The organism is Streptomyces sp. NPDC041068, assembly GCF_040647455.1.
In the GTDB taxonomy this organism is placed as follows: domain Bacteria; phylum Actinomycetota; class Actinomycetes; order Streptomycetales; family Streptomycetaceae; genus Streptomyces.
Genome location: NZ_JBEZCG010000004.1, coordinates 12,925 through 29,422 on the forward strand (window position 1 = coordinate 12,925; position 16,498 = coordinate 29,422).

Annotated in this window: 7 protein-coding genes; 5 read left to right on the forward strand and 2 right to left on the reverse strand. The window is 73.0% G+C overall.

Translation table 11 applies throughout. From position 1 onward, the window contains the following. Nucleotides 1-2 precede the first annotated feature (2 nt). The 4 genes from AB0B50_RS10030 to AB0B50_RS10045 all read left to right on the forward strand — a co-directional run bounded on the left by AB0B50_RS10030 (nt 3) and on the right by AB0B50_RS10045 (nt 10,700). Nucleotides 3-2,066 (forward strand): CHAT domain-containing protein, encoded by a 2,064-nt coding sequence (locus AB0B50_RS10030; protein ID WP_362328297.1) that lies wholly within the window; start codon nt 3-5, stop codon nt 2,064-2,066. Next, nucleotides 2,066-7,210, forward strand: coding sequence for a peptidoglycan-binding domain-containing protein (locus tag AB0B50_RS10035; RefSeq protein ID WP_362328299.1), 5,145 nt, complete (start codon nt 2,066-2,068; stop codon nt 7,208-7,210). The genes AB0B50_RS10030 and AB0B50_RS10035 overlap by 1 nt, the downstream gene beginning before the upstream one ends. 383 nt (nt 7,211-7,593) lie before the next feature. Continuing rightward, nucleotides 7,594-9,111, forward strand: coding sequence for a hypothetical protein (locus tag AB0B50_RS10040; protein WP_362328301.1), 1,518 nt, complete (start codon nt 7,594-7,596; stop codon nt 9,109-9,111). Nucleotides 9,112-9,242: 131 nt separating this feature from the next. Continuing rightward, nucleotides 9,243-10,700, forward strand: coding sequence for an amidase (locus tag AB0B50_RS10045; protein WP_362328303.1), 1,458 nt, complete (start codon nt 9,243-9,245; stop codon nt 10,698-10,700). A gap of 10 nt (nt 10,701-10,710) precedes the next feature. Here AB0B50_RS10045 and AB0B50_RS10050 read toward each other — a convergent pair whose 3' ends face one another. Both AB0B50_RS10050 and AB0B50_RS10055 read right to left on the reverse strand, forming a co-directional pair. Further along, the gene (locus AB0B50_RS10050; RefSeq protein ID WP_362328305.1) at nt 10,711-13,428 is read right to left on the reverse strand and encodes a discoidin domain-containing protein; all 2,718 of its coding nucleotides are present in this window, start codon (nt 13,426-13,428) and stop codon (nt 10,711-10,713) included. A 61-nt stretch (nt 13,429-13,489) separates the two neighbouring features. Then, on the reverse strand, nt 13,490-14,623 hold the full coding sequence (locus AB0B50_RS10055) for a threonine synthase (RefSeq protein ID WP_362328307.1): 1,134 nt from the start codon (nt 14,621-14,623) through the stop codon (nt 13,490-13,492). Nucleotides 14,624-14,893: 270 nt separating this feature from the next. Here AB0B50_RS10055 and AB0B50_RS10060 point away from each other — a divergent pair, with 270 nt between their 5' ends. After that, a complete protein-coding gene (locus AB0B50_RS10060; RefSeq protein ID WP_362328309.1) occupies nt 14,894-16,468 on the forward strand; it encodes a S8 family peptidase in 1,575 nt (524 codons plus the stop codon). Nucleotides 16,469-16,498: the final 30 nt, after the last annotated feature.

A 16,498-nucleotide genomic window follows, 5' to 3' on the forward strand; every position in this document is an offset into this window, starting at 1 on the left:
CCATGACCGACGTCGTCCTCAGCATCCACAAGGACCACGTTCGACTGCACAGGGACACCGGCGAGACCGAGTGGCCGTTGGGCGACGAGCTGGTCGAGATCATGCACGATGCCAGCGGCCGCAAGGCCGAGGAGTTCACGGGGGCGCTGGAGCCCGGCGTATCCCAGCAGGCGCGGATCAAAGCGGGGCTGCGCCTGCACGAAGGGCTGCTCGGCGGGGCGCCCGACGGGCTGTGGCAGGAGCTGCAGAACGAGGCGTCCGAAGGGGCGCCGCTCCGCGTCAGGCTGGACATCGACTGCCTGCCGCTCGCGGCGCTGCCCTGGGAGTTGATGCGGGACCGGCAGCGGGCGCTGTGGCGCAACAGCCGGGTGCTGCTGCGCAGAGGGCGGCATGTGGGCTCTCCCGGCAAGGAGGAGGAGACCAGCCGCATGGGTCCCCTGCGCGCCCTCCTCGTGGTGTGCAACCCGCGCGATCCGAACCTCCTCGCCGACTGCGAGCTCGCCATGATCGGCGCGGCGCTCACCGGCCTCCCGGGCCGAATCCACACCGAGGTCATCGACGGCCCGAGCCTCACGGAACTCGCCGCCGAACTCGCCCATGTGCGCCCGCACGTCCTGCACTTCATCGGCCACGGCATGCGCGCCGTCCCCGGCGACATGGGCGGGCTCCACTTCAACGCCCAGCAGCCCGTGGCCGCGGCCGACGACCCCCAGTGGAAGACGGCGCAGGAGCCGTGGACGCTCGGCCCCGACGAGATGCACCACCTCTACGACAAGTGGACGCCGCGGCTCGTCGTGCTCAACGCCTGCCGCCAGGCGCACGCACCCGCGGCGGAGCTGACGGCGCTGGTCGACACCTGCCTGGACCGGGGCTCGGCCGCGGTGGTGGCCATGCAGGCCGACATCGAATCGCCCGCGGCAGCCCAGTTCTCCCACGCGCTCTACCAGGACCTCGCCCGCGCCCGGTCCATCGACGCCGCGCTCACCGAGGTCCGCAACCACCTGCACAAGACGGAGCCGGACGGCCCGTCCTGGGCGCTGCCCGTGCTGCAGTGCGGCGTGCACGACCCGGGCGAGGTCGTACGGATGGACTTCGGCCACGCGGAGCCCGAGCTGACCCGGCTCAACGGCAGCTGGCCCTTCGCCGACCTGGCGATGTTCCTCGGCCGGGCCAAGGAGCGCCGCACCGGCTGGTGGGAGCAGTGCGGGGCGAACCCGCCGCAGCGCCTCCTCGCCATCACCTCCGCGCAGCGCGAGTCCGGCAAGACCTGGCTGGCCAAGTGGTGCCTGCTCACCTGCATGCTGCGCGGCGAGGACGTCACGTACGCCGACCTGTCCGCCTACGCGGGCCGGGGCAACGGCGACGACCCCGTCACCCTGGACTGGCTGGCCGTCCTGCGGGCCCTGCGCAGGGCCTGCACGGACCCGCGTCAGCCCGACCCGATGCTCCCGGCGGAGTTCGCCAGGTTCAACCAGGTCCTCAACCGTGCGCTACGGGGCGGCAGGGACTGGGCGCAGCGGCTCCCCGCCTCCTCCGAGGACCGCGGGGACCCCTTCGTGGTGGAGAGCGACCGGCACGCCGAGGCCCGCAAGCGGGAGATATTCCAGGCCTTCCTGAGCACGCTGCGCTCGCGCGCGCAGTCCCGCAGGCGCCCGCACCTCCTCGCGATCGACCACGCGCAGGGGATCATCGAGTCCGACTTCCGGGCCGTGCTGCTGCCGCTGCTGCTCGGCCCCGTGCAGGAGATGAAGGACGAGTTCCCGCTGCGCGTCCTCGCGGTGACGCCGCAGAGCTGGCCCGGGTTCCGCCACCTCCAGGAGTTCATGCGCGGCGACCCGGTGGCCCTCACGGACTTCCAGCTGTACGACTACAAGCGGCTCGCCAGGGAGTTCTGGGAGCGACAGGTGCACAGCAGCCGGGTGCCGCGGGAGTGGACGTTCAAGGGGTTCGAGCAGGTGCTCGACGCCGCCCTGCAGGGCAGCAGCCAGCAGTCCTTCCCGGTCACCGCCTACCAGCAGATGCTGGACGTGCTGCTCGGCATGGCCGGAATGAGGGAGGCAGGATGATGACCGACTCCGACGCACGCCGCGAAGGGCCGTTCGCCGAACTCGCCGCCCGGCTCGGCCGGGGCGAGGGCCTCGACGACATCCGCCGCACCCTGCTCCCGGACGCCTGGACGGACGTACTCAAGGCGGCGGCCGTCGCGCGGCTCTTCGACGACACGACGTACAGCTCCGTCCTCAAGGAGTTCGCCGGTGAGGATCCGCCGAGCCTCGCCGCCCTGAAGGAGCGCGGCGCGGTCGAGGAGATCGCGGGCCGCCGGCTCTTCAGGGTGCCGGACGCCTTCCGGCCCTCGTACTTCCTGTCCTGGCTGCGCGACGGTTCGAGCGCCGAACTCCCGGAATCCCTGGTGCGGTTGGAGCGCAAGCTGAGCGAGCACTGGCACTCGCGCGGCAAGCCCGCCGAGCGGTTACGGCATCTGATGCTGGCCGACCCCGACGCCACCGTCGAGCTGTTCGACGCCCTCTTCTTCGCCAGCGACGCGCGGCGGGACTTCACCCGCTGCCAGGACTTCACCGACGCCCTCGCCGACCCGGACCGCGCGGCCGTGGCCAAGCGGCGGATACTCAAGCTGGCCGAGGACAGGGCGGGTTATCTGCGGGCCCGCACCTACTGGACCGCCGACTACGCCCGCTCCGCGCAGTTCCTGGAGCAGGACGGCCTGTGGCGGCGCGCCCAGCGGCTGCTGTCCCCGGAGGGCCCCCGCGTCTGGCAGATGTACGGCACCGGCGGCTCCGGCAAGACCATGCAGCTGCGCTGGCTGGTCTCCCGCAGGGCTGTCACCCCGGAGCAGGACATCAACTGCGTCCGCATCGACTTCGACGTACTCGACCCGCTGAACGCCGCCCGCTGGCCCTGGCTGCTGCTCCTCGAGATGGCCGACCAGCTCGAACAGCGGCTGCCCGCCCGGGTGTTCGCGGGCCTCGACGAGTACGCGGCCTACCGCTCGCTGCTGCGCCGCCCCACCTCGCGCTCCGCCGCCGAGGCCGCCCGCGGCATCCGCACCCAGGACGAGAGCCGCATCGAACGCGAGGTCGTCGCCGCGTTCACCAGCCGCTTCAACAAGGGCCTCGGCACCGAACGGCCCGTGCTCATCGTGGTCGACACGCTGGAGGAGGTGGTCGTGCGCAGCGGCTCGCGCACCGACAGCCTGCTGCGGCTCCTCGGCGAGACCGTGTCCGCCTGCCCCGCGATCCGGCTGATCCTCTCCGGCCGCCCCGACCTGAGTCTGCGGCACGGACCCACCCTCGCCGACCTGGGACCGTACGAGAACGTGCCGGTGCCCGGGTTCACCCCCGAGGAGGCGGACCGCTATCTGCAGGACATCCGCGGCATCCAGGACCAGGAGCTGCGCGACGTCATCATCCGCCGCAGCGAGGGCATACCGTTCCACCTCGCGCTCTTCGCCGACAACATCGACCAGAACCCCGAGGCCACCGCGGAGGCGATGAACAGCCTGCGCGACCCGCTCATCCGCTACCTCGTCAACCGCGTCATCCGCCGCATCGAGGACCCGCTCGTGCGGTGGGTGCTGCGCTATGGGGTGATCCCGCGCAGGCTGCGCCGCGAGCACCTGCACGACATTCTGCAGCTCCATCTGCGCGAGCGGATGCACGCCCAGTCCGAGGCGGACGACCCGCTGACCGACGCGCACCATCTGCGCGGCCGGGACGACGTCTTCCCCTTCGTCGAACAGGCCCTGGACAAAGTGCAGTTGGACGAGGCCTGGCGCAAGGTCCTCGACTACGCGAAGGGGTCGTCGTGGATCAGCGAGGTCGCCGAGGACGAGGAATCGGTGGTCTTCCACGGCATGGTCCTCGGGCCCATGCGCGACCTGATCTCCGACAAGCCCGTCTTCGCCCAGCTCCACAAGGACTTCGCCGAGCGGTTCGAGTCGCGGGCGAAGCTCGACCCCGACAACTGGTCCTGGTATCAGCGCGAGGCGCTGTACCACCGCTTCCAGATGCGCGACCCGGGTGCGGCCGAGGCGTGGCGCGGCGCGATGGAGCGGGCCTGGATGGCCGGCGAGACCGACCGGCTGCGGGACCTCGCCGAAGAGCTCCTCGGCGACGAGTACGTGGACCGCGGCACCCCGCGCCGCACCTGCGGCGGCACGATCATCACGTACGCCCTGATGGCCGAGGCCCATCTCAACATGGCGTACGCGCAGTTCAGGGACGGTATGGCCGAGGGCGCGCCGTCCGACGTGCACGACCACATGTGGGCCGAGGTCGACCTGCACCTGAGCCAGGCCGACGAGCTGTACGCGAAGGCGGGCGCCGGGGCCGACCGGCGGCACTCGGTGCGGGAGGAAGTGGTGCGGGCCGCGCTCCTCGGCCTGCGCGGCAGCCCGGACGACGCCGTCCGGCTCCTGGAGCGGACGGTGCTGTACCGGGTGGGGCTGCCCGATCTCGAACGGCTGTGGGCGCTGAGCATCCGCGCCGCGGCGCTGCGGTTGCTCAACTCCCAGGACACCGCGACCGCTTACCACCAGATGCTGGTGTTCGCGAGCGGCATCGGCCGCCAGGACATCGCCGCACACGCCGCGTCGGCCGAGGCGGCGCAGCGCCGGCTGATGGGGGACGTCGGACGCGCCATCCAGCTCTACGAACAGGCGGCGGGGCTGCGCAGGGCCGTCGGCGAGTCCGCGTTCCAGGCCGTCGCCCAGCAGGCGGGGCTGCTGCTGCGCTGCCGCAGGCCGAAGGCCGCCCTCGCCGTCCTCGACACGGCCACGGTCCACTCGCCGAGGGAGCAGGCCGACAAGGCACGGCTGCAGGCCAAGGCCCAGCTGGTGCTCGGCAGGGAGGTCGCGGCGCTCGACGCCCTCCAGCGCGCCGACGCGGCGGCCGGACAGGTGCACGACACCGAGCGGTACCGCCAGCTCGCCCAGAACGTCCAGCTGCGCGGCGTCACGCTCGGCGAACTGCACGAGATCGCGGGTGCCGACGACTGCTTCACCAACGCGACGGGGCTCTGGTCCGAACTCGGCTATCTGGCGGGCGAACCGGAGTGCCACTACCTGTACGCCCGTTTCCTGGTGCGCGGCAGCATGGACTTCACCGCCGCCCACCCCTTCCTCGAACCCAAGGAAGCCCCGGGCCAGGAACCGGAGTTCGCCCTGCGGCTGATGCTCCTGTCCCTGGAGTGGGCCAAGCGCACCGGGAAGGCTGCGTCGGTCGACGGCATGCCGCTCCCGTACGACGAACTGCCCGCCCTGGTCCGTCCCTTGCACGCCCTGTGCCGCATCGCGTCGCTGCCCGATGGGCAGTCGCCCGAGGAGCCGCTGCGTCAACTGACCGCGGCGCTCGGGGAGGTGCGGCCCGTCCAGGCCAGGCTCGCCACGCTGCGCGACCTGATCGACAATCCGGCGATGGAGGGCCGGGTGCCCTGGTCGTCGCTGCGGCCCTTCTACGAGCTGGAGGGCGAGGAAGGCGATCCCGACGACGGTCTCGCGCGGCTCCTGATCGCGCAGGTGCGGGGCGAGGTCGACGCGGAGAGCCTGAGCCGCACCGCCGACACGCTCATCGAAGGCGCGGGCGACAACCGTCTCATCGTCTGGCGGTGCGCCCGCATCGCCGCCCGGTTCGGCCACCACGACCTCGCGGTCCGGCTGCTGCGCAGGGTGCCGTGGGAGCAGCCCCTGCGGGTGCCGAGTGGCACGCCCCGCATCCCCCATCTCCAGCTCGCCCTCGCCGCGTTGGTGCTGCAGGCCGGGGTCCACCCCTGCCGGGCGGACGCCGAGGCGGCGCTGCGCGGGGCCATGGCGCTCGCGGAGCAGTGCGAGGGGGTGCGGCGCAGCGTGCCCGTGCAGCTGTCGGACTGTGCGCGGCGCATTCAGGTGGCCGGGGTGCAGGACCGCGTGGGGGAGCTCCTTCGCGGTCTGCGCAGGCCGGTCGTCTTCGAGTCCGACTTCCCCGACGACCTGCGGCTCTTCCAGGACTGGCCGGGGGAGCGGGGTGTCGCGCTGCGCGCCCGCCCGGACATCGACCCGGTCGACGACAAGGTGTCCTCGCACCCCTCGAAGTCGGCCAAGTGGCACGAGGAGATGCGGCCGCTTCCCGCGAAGCTGGCCACGTGGCACGAGGACATGTGGCCGCTTCGCACGGTCCTGAGCACACCGGCGCAGCGGCAACTGCGTTTCGTACGCCTGGAGTCGGAGGATCCCGTCGCGCACGCGCTGCCCTGGGAGCTGACCCTGCAGTCGGCCCTCGAATGGGCGGAGGCGCAGGACCGGCCCCTGCTCTACCGCACGCTGCCCACCGGGGCGCGGCGCGTGGACGTGTGCTGGTTGCAGCTGGGCCTGAACCGTATGTACGGGCTCGACCTCGACGTGGACGGCATCGTCGGGCCGCAGACCCGCAGGGCCCTGGAGCGGCTCCAGCCGGGGGCGGTGACGGCCGAGTGGCCGCTGGTCGAGCCGGAGACGCGGTGGGAGCTGCAGCGGCGGATGCCGAGCGAGCCGGGCACCCGCAAGGTCCTGGTGCTCAGCGCGAAGCAGGACGAGCGCTCGGTGCCGCTGTCGTACTGGCTGCGCGGCCGGCGGCCCCTGCTCGGCCAGTTCCCCGCCAGGCTCCTGGTGGTGGAGCCGGAGACCGACTTGGCCAAGCGGCTGTCGTCGCCCGCGGAGGAGGCCGACATCCTGCACATCGCGGCCCCGCTGCGCCAGCGGGACGGCATGCCCTACCTCGAACTGTCGCCGGTGGGTCACGCCAGGCGCCTGGCGAGCAAGGCCCGCGGCTCGGACCTCTTCCCGGTCCAGCTGTCGCGCTGGCTCGCAGGGTTCCAGCCGGGGCGCAGGCCGCTGATCGTCCTCGATCCGCCGTGCCCGGGATCCGAGGTGGACATCCATGTCCAGTTGACGCTGCGCAATCTGTTCGCGGCGCAGCTGTTCCGGCTCGGCAACTGCCCGGCCGTGGTGTGCACCGGGCTCTTCCCGGAGGGCGGCCTCGAGCAGGTGATCGGCTTCTACCAGTCGCTGTCCGAGCAGGGGCCGCTGGCGGACGCCGTGCGCAAGCTGAGGACGACCGTGGCGGCGGGCGGGCCGGACCGCGGCACGACCTTCGAGAACGACGACGACGCGCGCCGGGCGACCGCGCTGTACGCGGCGGGCTCCTCGCTCCTTCGTCGGCCGATGGGCCAGACGTCGTGACAGCACGGCCGCGGCACGAACGGCAGGCGCTGCTGCTGCACTTCGTCGAGGGCCTGCGCGCGGAGCTGGCCTCCTGGCGCCACCTGGCCCAGTGCGGCGAGACGCCGGAGCTGGAGAAGCATCGCAGTCAACTGGCTGCGGTGGAGGGGTTGTTGGAGGAGGGGCTGGAGGAGGCTCGGGGACGGATTGGTGTGGCCTCGGGCGGTGACGTGGGTGCGGGTGCGGGTGAGGGGGCTGGGGTCGGTGTCGGTGTCGGTGCGGGTGATGGTTCGGTGGCCGAGGTTGGTGCGGAGCCGGATGGGAGTGCCGGTGCTGGTGCGAAGCCGGGCGGGAGAGCTGGTGCTGGTGCTGGTGCTGGTGCTGGTGTGGGTGCCGGGCCGGGGGTGAGTGCGGGGGCGGGTGTCGGCAGCGGTGCGCGGGCGGACGCCGGTCTGCCGGTGCTCGTGCTTGATCTGCACCACGTCTGGGACTATTTCCGCTCGAAGTTCGCGCTGCGCAGGCTGGCCGAGTACCGCGACTGCCTCGCCGTCGCGGACGAGATCGCCTGGGCCTGCTACCGCGAGCCGCTGGCCGCGGCGCTCGCCGCGGGGACGGTTGCGGCGAAGGAGCCGCCGCTGGTCTCCTTCAGCAGGGCGGCGGCGCCCCGCGCCCATCGACGCGGCGGCCAGTACCGGGAGTTGCTGCCGCGCGGCGGCATCCACACCGCGGCGGGGCTCCGCCTGGTCCGCAGCCTGCCGTTCCCGGTGATCGACGTCCCCTGGTACTACGGCGCGCACCTGCCGGGCCTGCTGACCGTCGCGCACGAGACGGGCCACCACATCGAGGACGACTTCGGCCTGACCCCCGAGATCCAGGCGCGCCTGGCGGCGGCAGGTCTGCCGGGCGACGAACTGCCCGACTGGCAGCGCTGGGCCGGGGAGGTGTTCGCCGACGTATGCGCGTGCCTGGCCTGCGGCGTCGCCTACCCGGGGGTACTCGCCGAACTGCTCGGCACGCTGGGGTCACCCGGGGCTGCGCGGCCCTCCGGGGCGGTGCGGTCGGCTGAGGGGGCGCGGTCTTCTGAGGCGGCACGCCTTCTGGACGAGACGCGGCCCTCCGAAGGGGCACGGTCTCCGGATGCGGCGGGGTCCTCCGAGGGGGCGCGGTTCTCCGGGGCGGCGCGGTCTTCGGATGTGGCGCGGTCTTCGGATGCGGCGCGGCCCTCCGAGGGGGCACGGTCTCCGGACGCGGCGCGGCCTGCCGAGGGGGCGCGGTTCCCCGGGGCGGCGCGGTCTTCGGATGTGGCGCGGTCTTCGGATGCGGCGCAGTCTCCTGAGGCGGCGCGGCCCTCCGAGCGGGCATGGTCCTCCGAAGGGCCACGGTCTCCGGACGCGGCGCGGCCCCCCGATCACCCACCCACCGGCATCCGCCTGGCCGTCTGCCTCGCCGTTCTGGAGCGGGCCGGGCACCCGCCCGCCGCCGCCCGGCCGAAGCCGCTCGTCGATCTTCTGGCGGGGGAGGTCACCGACACCCCCGCCGCCGACGCCGTGGCCCGTGCCCTTCTCGACGGTGGATACGGGCGCCTCGGCGGCAAGAGCCTCGTGGACCTGCTCGCCCCGCAGCGCCCCGAGCCCGGCGCCCCGCGGGAGTACCCCGACCAGACCCACGCCGGCCGGCTCCTCGCGGGCATGCCGTCCAGGCACCCCCGCATCCCCGGAGTGGTCGCCGCCGCGGCCCTCGCCTTCCTGACCGATCCCGCCGGGTACGACGACCTCCGCGTCGGCGCGCGTGCGACGGCGGAGGCCTTGGCCCTGCGCCCCGTGGGCCCCCGCGCCGACGTTCCGGGAAACGCTCCCGACACGGCACAGCGGGACGCGGAGGCCGGGCATCTGCTTCTGGGGGCGCTGCACGGCGAGGCATGAGGCGAGGCATGAGGAGCCCCGTCGGGCCGGGGGAACCCGCTGTCCCTGCGTCGCGACGACCTCGACGCCCGCAGTCCCTGCGCCCCGGCGAGGCCTCGTAAGATCGCGGCCGCCCTGGGCAGACTCCCCGCATGGACATCTGCCTGCTGGACGCCATCGAGCTCGCACGCCTCGTCCGCCGCCGTGAACTCTCCGCACGCGAGGTCGTCACGGCCCATCTGGAGCGGATCGGGCAGGTCGGCCCGGCCGTCAACGCCGTCGTCACCCTCGACGCGGACGGCGCGCTCGCCGCCGCCGCGGCCGCCGACGAACGCCTCGCGCGCGGCGCCGCACCCGGGCCGCTGCACGGGCTGCCCATCGCCTTCAAGGACACCCACCTCACGCGCGGCATGCGCACCACGCAGGGCTCACCGCTCCTCGCCGACTTCGTTCCCGACGAGGACGAACTCCTGGTCCAGCGCATCGAGTCGGCGGGAGCCATCCGCATCGGCAAGACCAACGTCCCCGAATTCGCGGCCGGTTCGCACACCTTCAACCCCGTCTTCGGTGCCACCCGCAACCCCTACGACCTCGGCCGCAGCGCGGGCGGCAGCAGCGGAGGCGCGGCCGCCGCGCTCGCCGCGGGCCTCCAGCCCCTCGCCGACGGCAGCGACATGGGCGGCTCGCTGCGCAATCCCGCCTCCTTCTGCAACGTCGTGGGGCTGCGGACGACCCCGGGCCGCGTCCCCTCGTATCCCGCCCTCGACGTCTGGGGCAGCCTGACCGTCGCGGGGCCCATGGGCCGCACGGTCGCCGACGCCGCGCTGCTGCTCTCGGTCATGGCCGGGCCCGATCCGCGCTGCCCGCTCTCGCTCGAAACCCCCGGCGAGACCTTCCGCGCGCCGCTGGAGCGCGACCTGCGCGACCCGCGCGACCTGCGCGACCTGCGCGACCTGCGCGACCCGCGCGGGCTGCGGGTCGCCTGGGCGCCCGACCTTGGCGGGCGCGTCCCCGTCGACCCGGACGTGCGTGCCGTACTTGCCGAACAGCCCAAGGTCTTCGAGGAGTTGGGGTGTCGGGTCGAGGAGGACTGCCCCGACCTGGACGGCGCCGACGAGGTCTTCCGCACCCTGCGCGCCCAGGCCTTCCGGCAGTCCCTCGACCCGTTCCTCGACGCGTCCCGCGAGGCGCTGCGGCCCAGCATCGTCCGGAACATCGAGGAGGGGCGCGGGCTCACCGGGGCCGACCTCGCGCGCGCCGCCGCCGAGCGCACCCGCATCCACCTCGCCGCGGTCCGCTTCTTCGAGCGGTACGACGTGCTGATCGCGCCGGTCAGTCAAGTCGCGCCGTTCCCCGTGGAGTTGGAGTACCCCGAGGTCGTCGACGGGCGTCCGCAGCACACGTACATCGACTGGATGCGCTCCGCCTACCTCCTCTCCGTCCTCGGCGCACCCGCGCTCTCCGTGCCCGCCGGGTTCACCCCCGAGGGCCTCCCGGTCGGCCTGCAGATCGTCGGGCCGCCGCGCGCCGACCGTGCCGTTCTCGAAGTGGGCGCCGCGTACGAGGCCGCGACCGGGCACGGGCGGCGCCGGCCACGGCTACCCCTGTAGAGGGCGACGCTCAGTGCTCGGCCGTCAACTCCCGGAGGGAGGGGGCATGTTCGCCCTTCCCCTGCCGGACGGTGATCCGTACGTAGCGCACGGGGGAGGAGTCCGCGACGTGCCAGACGCGCCCGTCCGCCGAGGTCTCCACGCGGTATGCGGAGGGCCGCACCTGCCATGTCGGCGTGATCGCCCCGAGCCGCCGCCCGCTCCCCAAGTCGACGGTGAGGGAGGCTTCTTGGGAGGGCTTCAGTGCGGTCGGCGACCAGACCGTGACCGGGTTGCCGTCCACTGCCGCGGCCGCGTAAAGACCAGGCTCCTCCGAGGTCGCCGTCGCCGGGCGGCAGCGCGCCAGATCCCTGGTCGGCGTCAGGTCGGGGCGGCGGGTCTCGAGGACCGCGGGGGAGCCCCGGCGGACGGTGACCGTGCCGCCGGGGCCGGTCACGCGGAAGGCGTCGCCCGAGGTCAGCCGCACGGTCGTCGTCTCGGGCCCGATCGCGATGTCGTACGTGCGCCCCCGCCAGCGCATGCCGTGCAGCGTCACGCCCTTCGCGAACTGCGGCGGCAGCGTCGGGTCGAGCCGCAGTGCGTCGCCCTCGCGCAGCCGAAGGCCCGTCAGGCCGTGCGTGAAGACCTGGAGGAAGCCGCCCTTGCCGGTGAGGAAGTCCTGCGCGGGCGAACCCGCGAGGGCGTCGCCCGAGCCCGCCTTCGTGCCGCGCGCCTCCGAGAACAGCGCGAACGGGCCGCGCATGAACGGGCGTACGGACCTTTGGAGATACGTGTACGTCGAGCAGCCGGGCTCACCGATCGCGGCCGCGTCGATCGCGTGCACGGAGTCCGTCATCGCGGGCCCGTCGGGGTCGGTGCGGGCGCTGTAGTAGTCGAGGGTGGCGGCCGCGGCGCCCTTCGGCATGGGCCAGTCCAGGGGGTAGGTGAGCAGGACGGTGTCGGCCTGCTTGATGGTCGATCCGGAGTAACCGGCGTACTGCAGATAGATCTTGCGCTTCGGGTCGTACGGGATGCGGATGCGGTCGGCGGTCCTCGCCCAGGCGGCCGGGGCCTTCTCGCCGAGCGTCCGGGCCGCGCTCGCCGCCGCGCGCAGGGCGGTCGCGGCGACCGCGTTGGTGTAGACGCCGTCGGTCACGCCGTTGCTGTACTCGTCGGGTCCCGCGACGTTCTGGATGGAGTAACTCCCGTCCTCGTTACGGGTGGTGCGCGAGGTCCAGTACTCCGCGATGCCCTTCAGGAGGGGCCAGCCGCGCTCGCGCAGCCAGGCGCGGTCGCCGGTGGCGAGGTAGTACTGCCGGGCGGCCAGCGCGATGTCGCCCTGCAGGTGGTTCTGCTGGACGCAGTGCGGCGGGTACCAGCTCTGGCACTCCGTCCACAGCGCGCCGCGGCTCGCGCTGGTCCACGGGTAGAAGAGGCCCTTGACGGCGGTCTTCCAGGCGTTCTCGCGGGCGGCCTCGCTCGTGAAGTGGCGGTACGCGAGGACGGGTTCGGCGAGCTCGGGCCGGGTCGCGAGCAGCGCGGGGAACATCCAGGTCTCCGCGTCCCAGAAGACCATGCCCGCGTAGTTGTCGCTGGTCAGGCCGGCGGGTGCGAGGCTGTCGCGGGAGCCGGGGCGGGTCGAGGACAGCAGGCCGTACTGCGCGGAACGCACCCACAGCTGCAGATCGGGCCGCCCGGGGACCTCGATGTCCGACGCCCAGAGCCCGCGCCAGGCGGCGGCGTGCGAGGCGAACAGCGCGTCCCAGCCGAGGGCCGCGGCACGACGGGAGGCGCGCTGTGCGTCGGCGCGGGGGGAGCGGGAGGTGAGGGCGGTGTCGACGCCGACGTACTTGCCGACTTCGTACGCGGCTCCGTCGCGCACCCGGAAGTCGGCGGACTGCTCATTGCCCAACTCCCTTGCCCGGCCCGCCTGACGGGTGACGCCAGGGGCCTTCAGGGTGGAGGTGACGGCGCCGTCCGTGCGGGTGCCGTCCGTGCGGAAGGTCACGTCCATCGTCTTCTTGCCGCGCGGCCCGCCGCCGGTCTGCGCGATGCGCCGGGCGCCGCGCCCGTCGATGTGGTCCGTGACGGTGACCTCGCCGGTCCAGTGCGGGGTGAGGCGCAGCCGTACGGCTCCGGTGTGCGCCCGGTCGCGGGAGGCGAGGACGTCGTAGGCGAGGTCGGTGCGGCGCCCGTCGGCGGTGGTCCAGGTGAGCGAGGTCCGCACGAAGCCGCAGCGCAGGTTCAGGATCTGCCGGTAGCCGGAGACCAAGCTGTGCGGTCCATAGGTCTCGCCCCCGACGGTGACGTCGAGTGCGGTCCAGTTCGGCAGGGCGGCGATGGCCTCGCGCTCGGCGGTGTCGCGGGGCCCTCGCGCGTACAGCCCGGCGGCGAACGCCCCGTCGTAGCGCGGCGTGTACAGCGGCCAGCCGGTCTTCTCGTCCGGGTGCGGGGCGGGGTGGCCGGTCCCGGCGGGCGGCACGCGCACCCCCAGATAGCCGTTGCCGACGTAGGGGTTGTACGCGTCCTTCGAGGGCCCGCGGGTGGTGGCCGTGGGCGCCCAGGTCCGGTCACCGGGAGGACCGCAGTCGGCGGGTGGACGGGGCTCGGCGGCGTACGAGGCGTACGCGGCGTACGCGTTGTGGGCGTTGTGGGCGGGGAAGGTGAGGGCGGCTGCGGTCAGCAGGGCGGTGACGAGACGTGGCTTCACGGCCCGACGATGCGCCGGGGAGGCCCTCCGGCACGGCATGCGCGCCGGGGGCGTCCCACGGACGGGTGGGGTGGGGGTTGGACCGATGCGGGCGGCGTGGTCAGCCTCCCACCCCGTTCGCGAGCCCCGTCTTCGCCCCCGCCCCGCACAGCGGCACCACTGCCGTCCGGCCCCCGAGCGCCCCCTCCCGCACGGCCGCCCAGCAGGCCACGCCCGTCGACTCGACGTAGAGCCCGCGCGCCGCCAGATCCCGCTGGGCGGCGGCGATCTGAGCCTCCGTCACCGTGAAGAACGTGCCCCCGAACTCCCGCACCGCCCCCAGGATCTGGCGCGCACGCGCGGGCCGCGGGATCGCGATGCCCTCCGCGAACGTGGCCGCCATCGGGGTCTCGCCGACCAGGTCGTCGGCGCCCGCCCGCCACGCCCCGGCGAGCGGTGCGACCGCCGCGGACTGCACCGCGTACAGCGCGGGCGCCTCCGTGACGAGCCCGGCCGCGAGGAGTTCCCGCACCGCGAGCGCCGCGCCGAGCAGCAGCGTGCCGTTGCCGACGGGGACGACCAGCGCCTCGGGCAGGTGTCCGCCGAGGTCTTCCCAGATCTCGTACACGTACGTCTTGGTGCCGTGCAGGAAGTAGGGATTGTGGACGTGCGAGGCGTAGAACGCGCCGGGTGCGTCGGCCGCCGAGCGGGCGGCACGCGCCGCCGACTCCCTGTCCCCGTCCACCACTTCGAGCCGTGCACCGTGCGCGCCGATCTGCTCCACCTTCTTCGGCGATGTCCCCGCGGGGACGTACACGGTGCAGGGGAGCCCGGCTCGCGCGCAGTACGCGGCGACGGCCGTGCCCGCGTTGCCGCTGCTGTCGGCGATCACCCGCTCGGGCCCGAGGCGCTGCGCCAGCGCGGCCAGCAGGACGGCGCCGCGGTCCTTGAAGGAGAGCGTCGGCATCAGGAAGTCCAGCTTGGCCGAAACCGGCCCCTCCAGCTCCACGAGCGGCGTGCGCCCCTCGCCGAGCGAGATCGCGGGGGCGGGCAGCGGCAGGCACTCCTCGTACCGCCACAGCGAATTGACCCGCCCGGCAAGGGACTTGAGGGGCGCGGGCGTGGGGGAGAAGTCCAGGTCGAGGGGCCCGCGGCAGTCCGGGCACGACCAGGCGGGCGAGCCCGCGGGCACGCGCGTCCCGTCGGCCGGGCAGACGCAGTCGGGCAGGTCGGCCGTGGCGGTCGTATCTGTCATGCGAGGCAGGCTAGTTGGGGCAGTTGTTGAAACCGAGACCTGAGAGGTCTGTGGCGGTTGGTGGCGGTCCGTCATGGCGGGGCCGTGGCGGTCGTGTTACGTCCGGTCCTGACCCTTGTGGGATTCCTATGGATCCGCCAATCTTTCGTCCCGACGGAGGCAAGGGCAGGCATGTCGTCTTGACATGCCCCTGCCGTATGTCCCGTGAGTGTGGGCACCACGGCACCACTTCCCCCACCAACGCACCACCTATTGAGGAGGACCCCTCAGATGGCAGTGATGCGTCACAACCGCCGAAGACTGGCCGGGATCAGCGCGACAGCGGTCGCGGCCCTCGCCCTCGGCGTCGTCTCCGCCCTCCCTGCGAACGCCCAGCCGGAGCGGGCGGAAGGCAAGATCGAGAACGCCGGCGTCCCCGGCGCGATCAAGAACAGCTACATCGTGAGCCTCGACAAGGACGCTCCCAAGGCCCGCTCCGCCGAGGGCAAGGCCCTCGCCAAGGAGTACGGCGCCAAGATCGAGCGGACCTACGACAAGGCGCTCAACGGTTACGCGGTCGAGCTCTCCGAGGCCGAGGCGAAGAAGTTCGCCGCCGACCCGGCGGTCGACGCGGTCGTCCAGAACCGGACGTTCACTGCCACCGCGACCCAGAACAACCCGCCGTCCTGGGGCCTGGACCGCATCGACCAGAAGAACCTGCCTCTCGACCAGAAGTACACCTACCCGGACTCCGCGGGTGAGGGCGTCACCGCGTACGTCATCGACACCGGCGTCCGCATCACCCACAGCGACTTCGGCGGCCGCGCCTCCTACGGCTACGACGCCATCGACAACGACAACACCGCGCAGGACGGCCACGGCCACGGCACGCACGTCGCCGGCACCGTCGCGGGCACCCTGCACGGCGTCGCCAAGAAGGCCAAGATCGTCGGCGTCCGCGTCCTGAACAACCAGGGCTCGGGCACCACGGCGCAGGTCGTCGCGGGCATCGACTGGGTGACCAAGAACGCCGTCAAGCCCGCCGTCGCCAACATGTCGCTCGGCGGCGGCGCCGACAGCGCGCTCGACACGGCCGTCCGCAACTCCATCGCCTCCGGCATCACCTACGCGGTGGCGGCGGGCAACGAGTCCACGGACGCCTCGACCAAGTCGCCCGCGCGCGTGGCGGAGGCCATCACCGTCGGTGCCACGACCAACACCGACGCCAGGGCCAGCTACTCGAACTACGGCAGCATCCTCGACATCTTCGCGCCGGGCTCCTCGATCACCTCGACGTGGAACTCCAGCGACAGCGCCACCAACACCATCTCCGGTACGTCGATGGCCTCCCCGCACGTCGCGGGCGCGGCGGCGATCTACCTGGGCCAGAACCCCTCGTCGACCCCGGCGCAGGTGTCCGCGGCCCTGGTCAGCGCCTCCTCGACCGGGGTCGTCGGCAGCCCCGGCTCCGGCTCGCCCAACCGCCTCCTGAACGTCACCGGTGGCGGCGGCACCCCGCCCGGCAAGTCGTTCAGCAACACCGACGACTACGCGATCAACGACAACGCCACGGCCGAGTCGCCGATCGCCGTCTCCGGCGTCGACGGCGCTGCCCCCGCGTCGCTCTCCGTGCCGGTCGTCATCCAGCACACGTACATCGGCGACCTCCAGGTCCAGCTGATCGCACCCGACGGCACCGCGTACACGCTCAAGGGCTATGGCACGGGCGGCAGCTCGGACAACATCAACACCACGTACACGGTGAACGCCTCCTCGGAGACGGCCAACGGCACGTGGAAGCTGCGGGTCAGCGACAACGCGGCGCTGGACATCGGGAAGATCGACTCTTGGGGTCTGCAGTTCTGAGTCCTCTGAGGACCTGCACCTCTGAGGACC

What these genes read in the sequence shown, in the direction of transcription:
- AB0B50_RS10045 (WP_362328303.1), top strand. Translation starts at nt 9,243, where the DNA reads ATGGACATCTGCCTGCTGGACGCCATCGAGCTCGCACGCCTCGTCCGC.
- AB0B50_RS10055 (WP_362328307.1), bottom strand. Translation starts at nt 14,623, where the DNA reads ATGACAGATACGACCGCCACGGCCGACCTGCCCGACTGCGTCTGCCCG.
- AB0B50_RS10060 (WP_362328309.1), top strand. Translation starts at nt 14,894, where the DNA reads ATGGCAGTGATGCGTCACAACCGCCGAAGACTGGCCGGGATCAGCGCG.
- AB0B50_RS10050 (WP_362328305.1), bottom strand. Translation starts at nt 13,428, where the DNA reads ATGCCGTGCCGGAGGGCCTCCCCGGCGCATCGTCGGGCCGTGAAGCCA.
- AB0B50_RS10035 (WP_362328299.1), top strand. Translation starts at nt 2,066, where the DNA reads ATGACCGACTCCGACGCACGCCGCGAAGGGCCGTTCGCCGAACTCGCC.
- AB0B50_RS10030 (WP_362328297.1), top strand. Translation starts at nt 3, where the DNA reads ATGACCGACGTCGTCCTCAGCATCCACAAGGACCACGTTCGACTGCAC.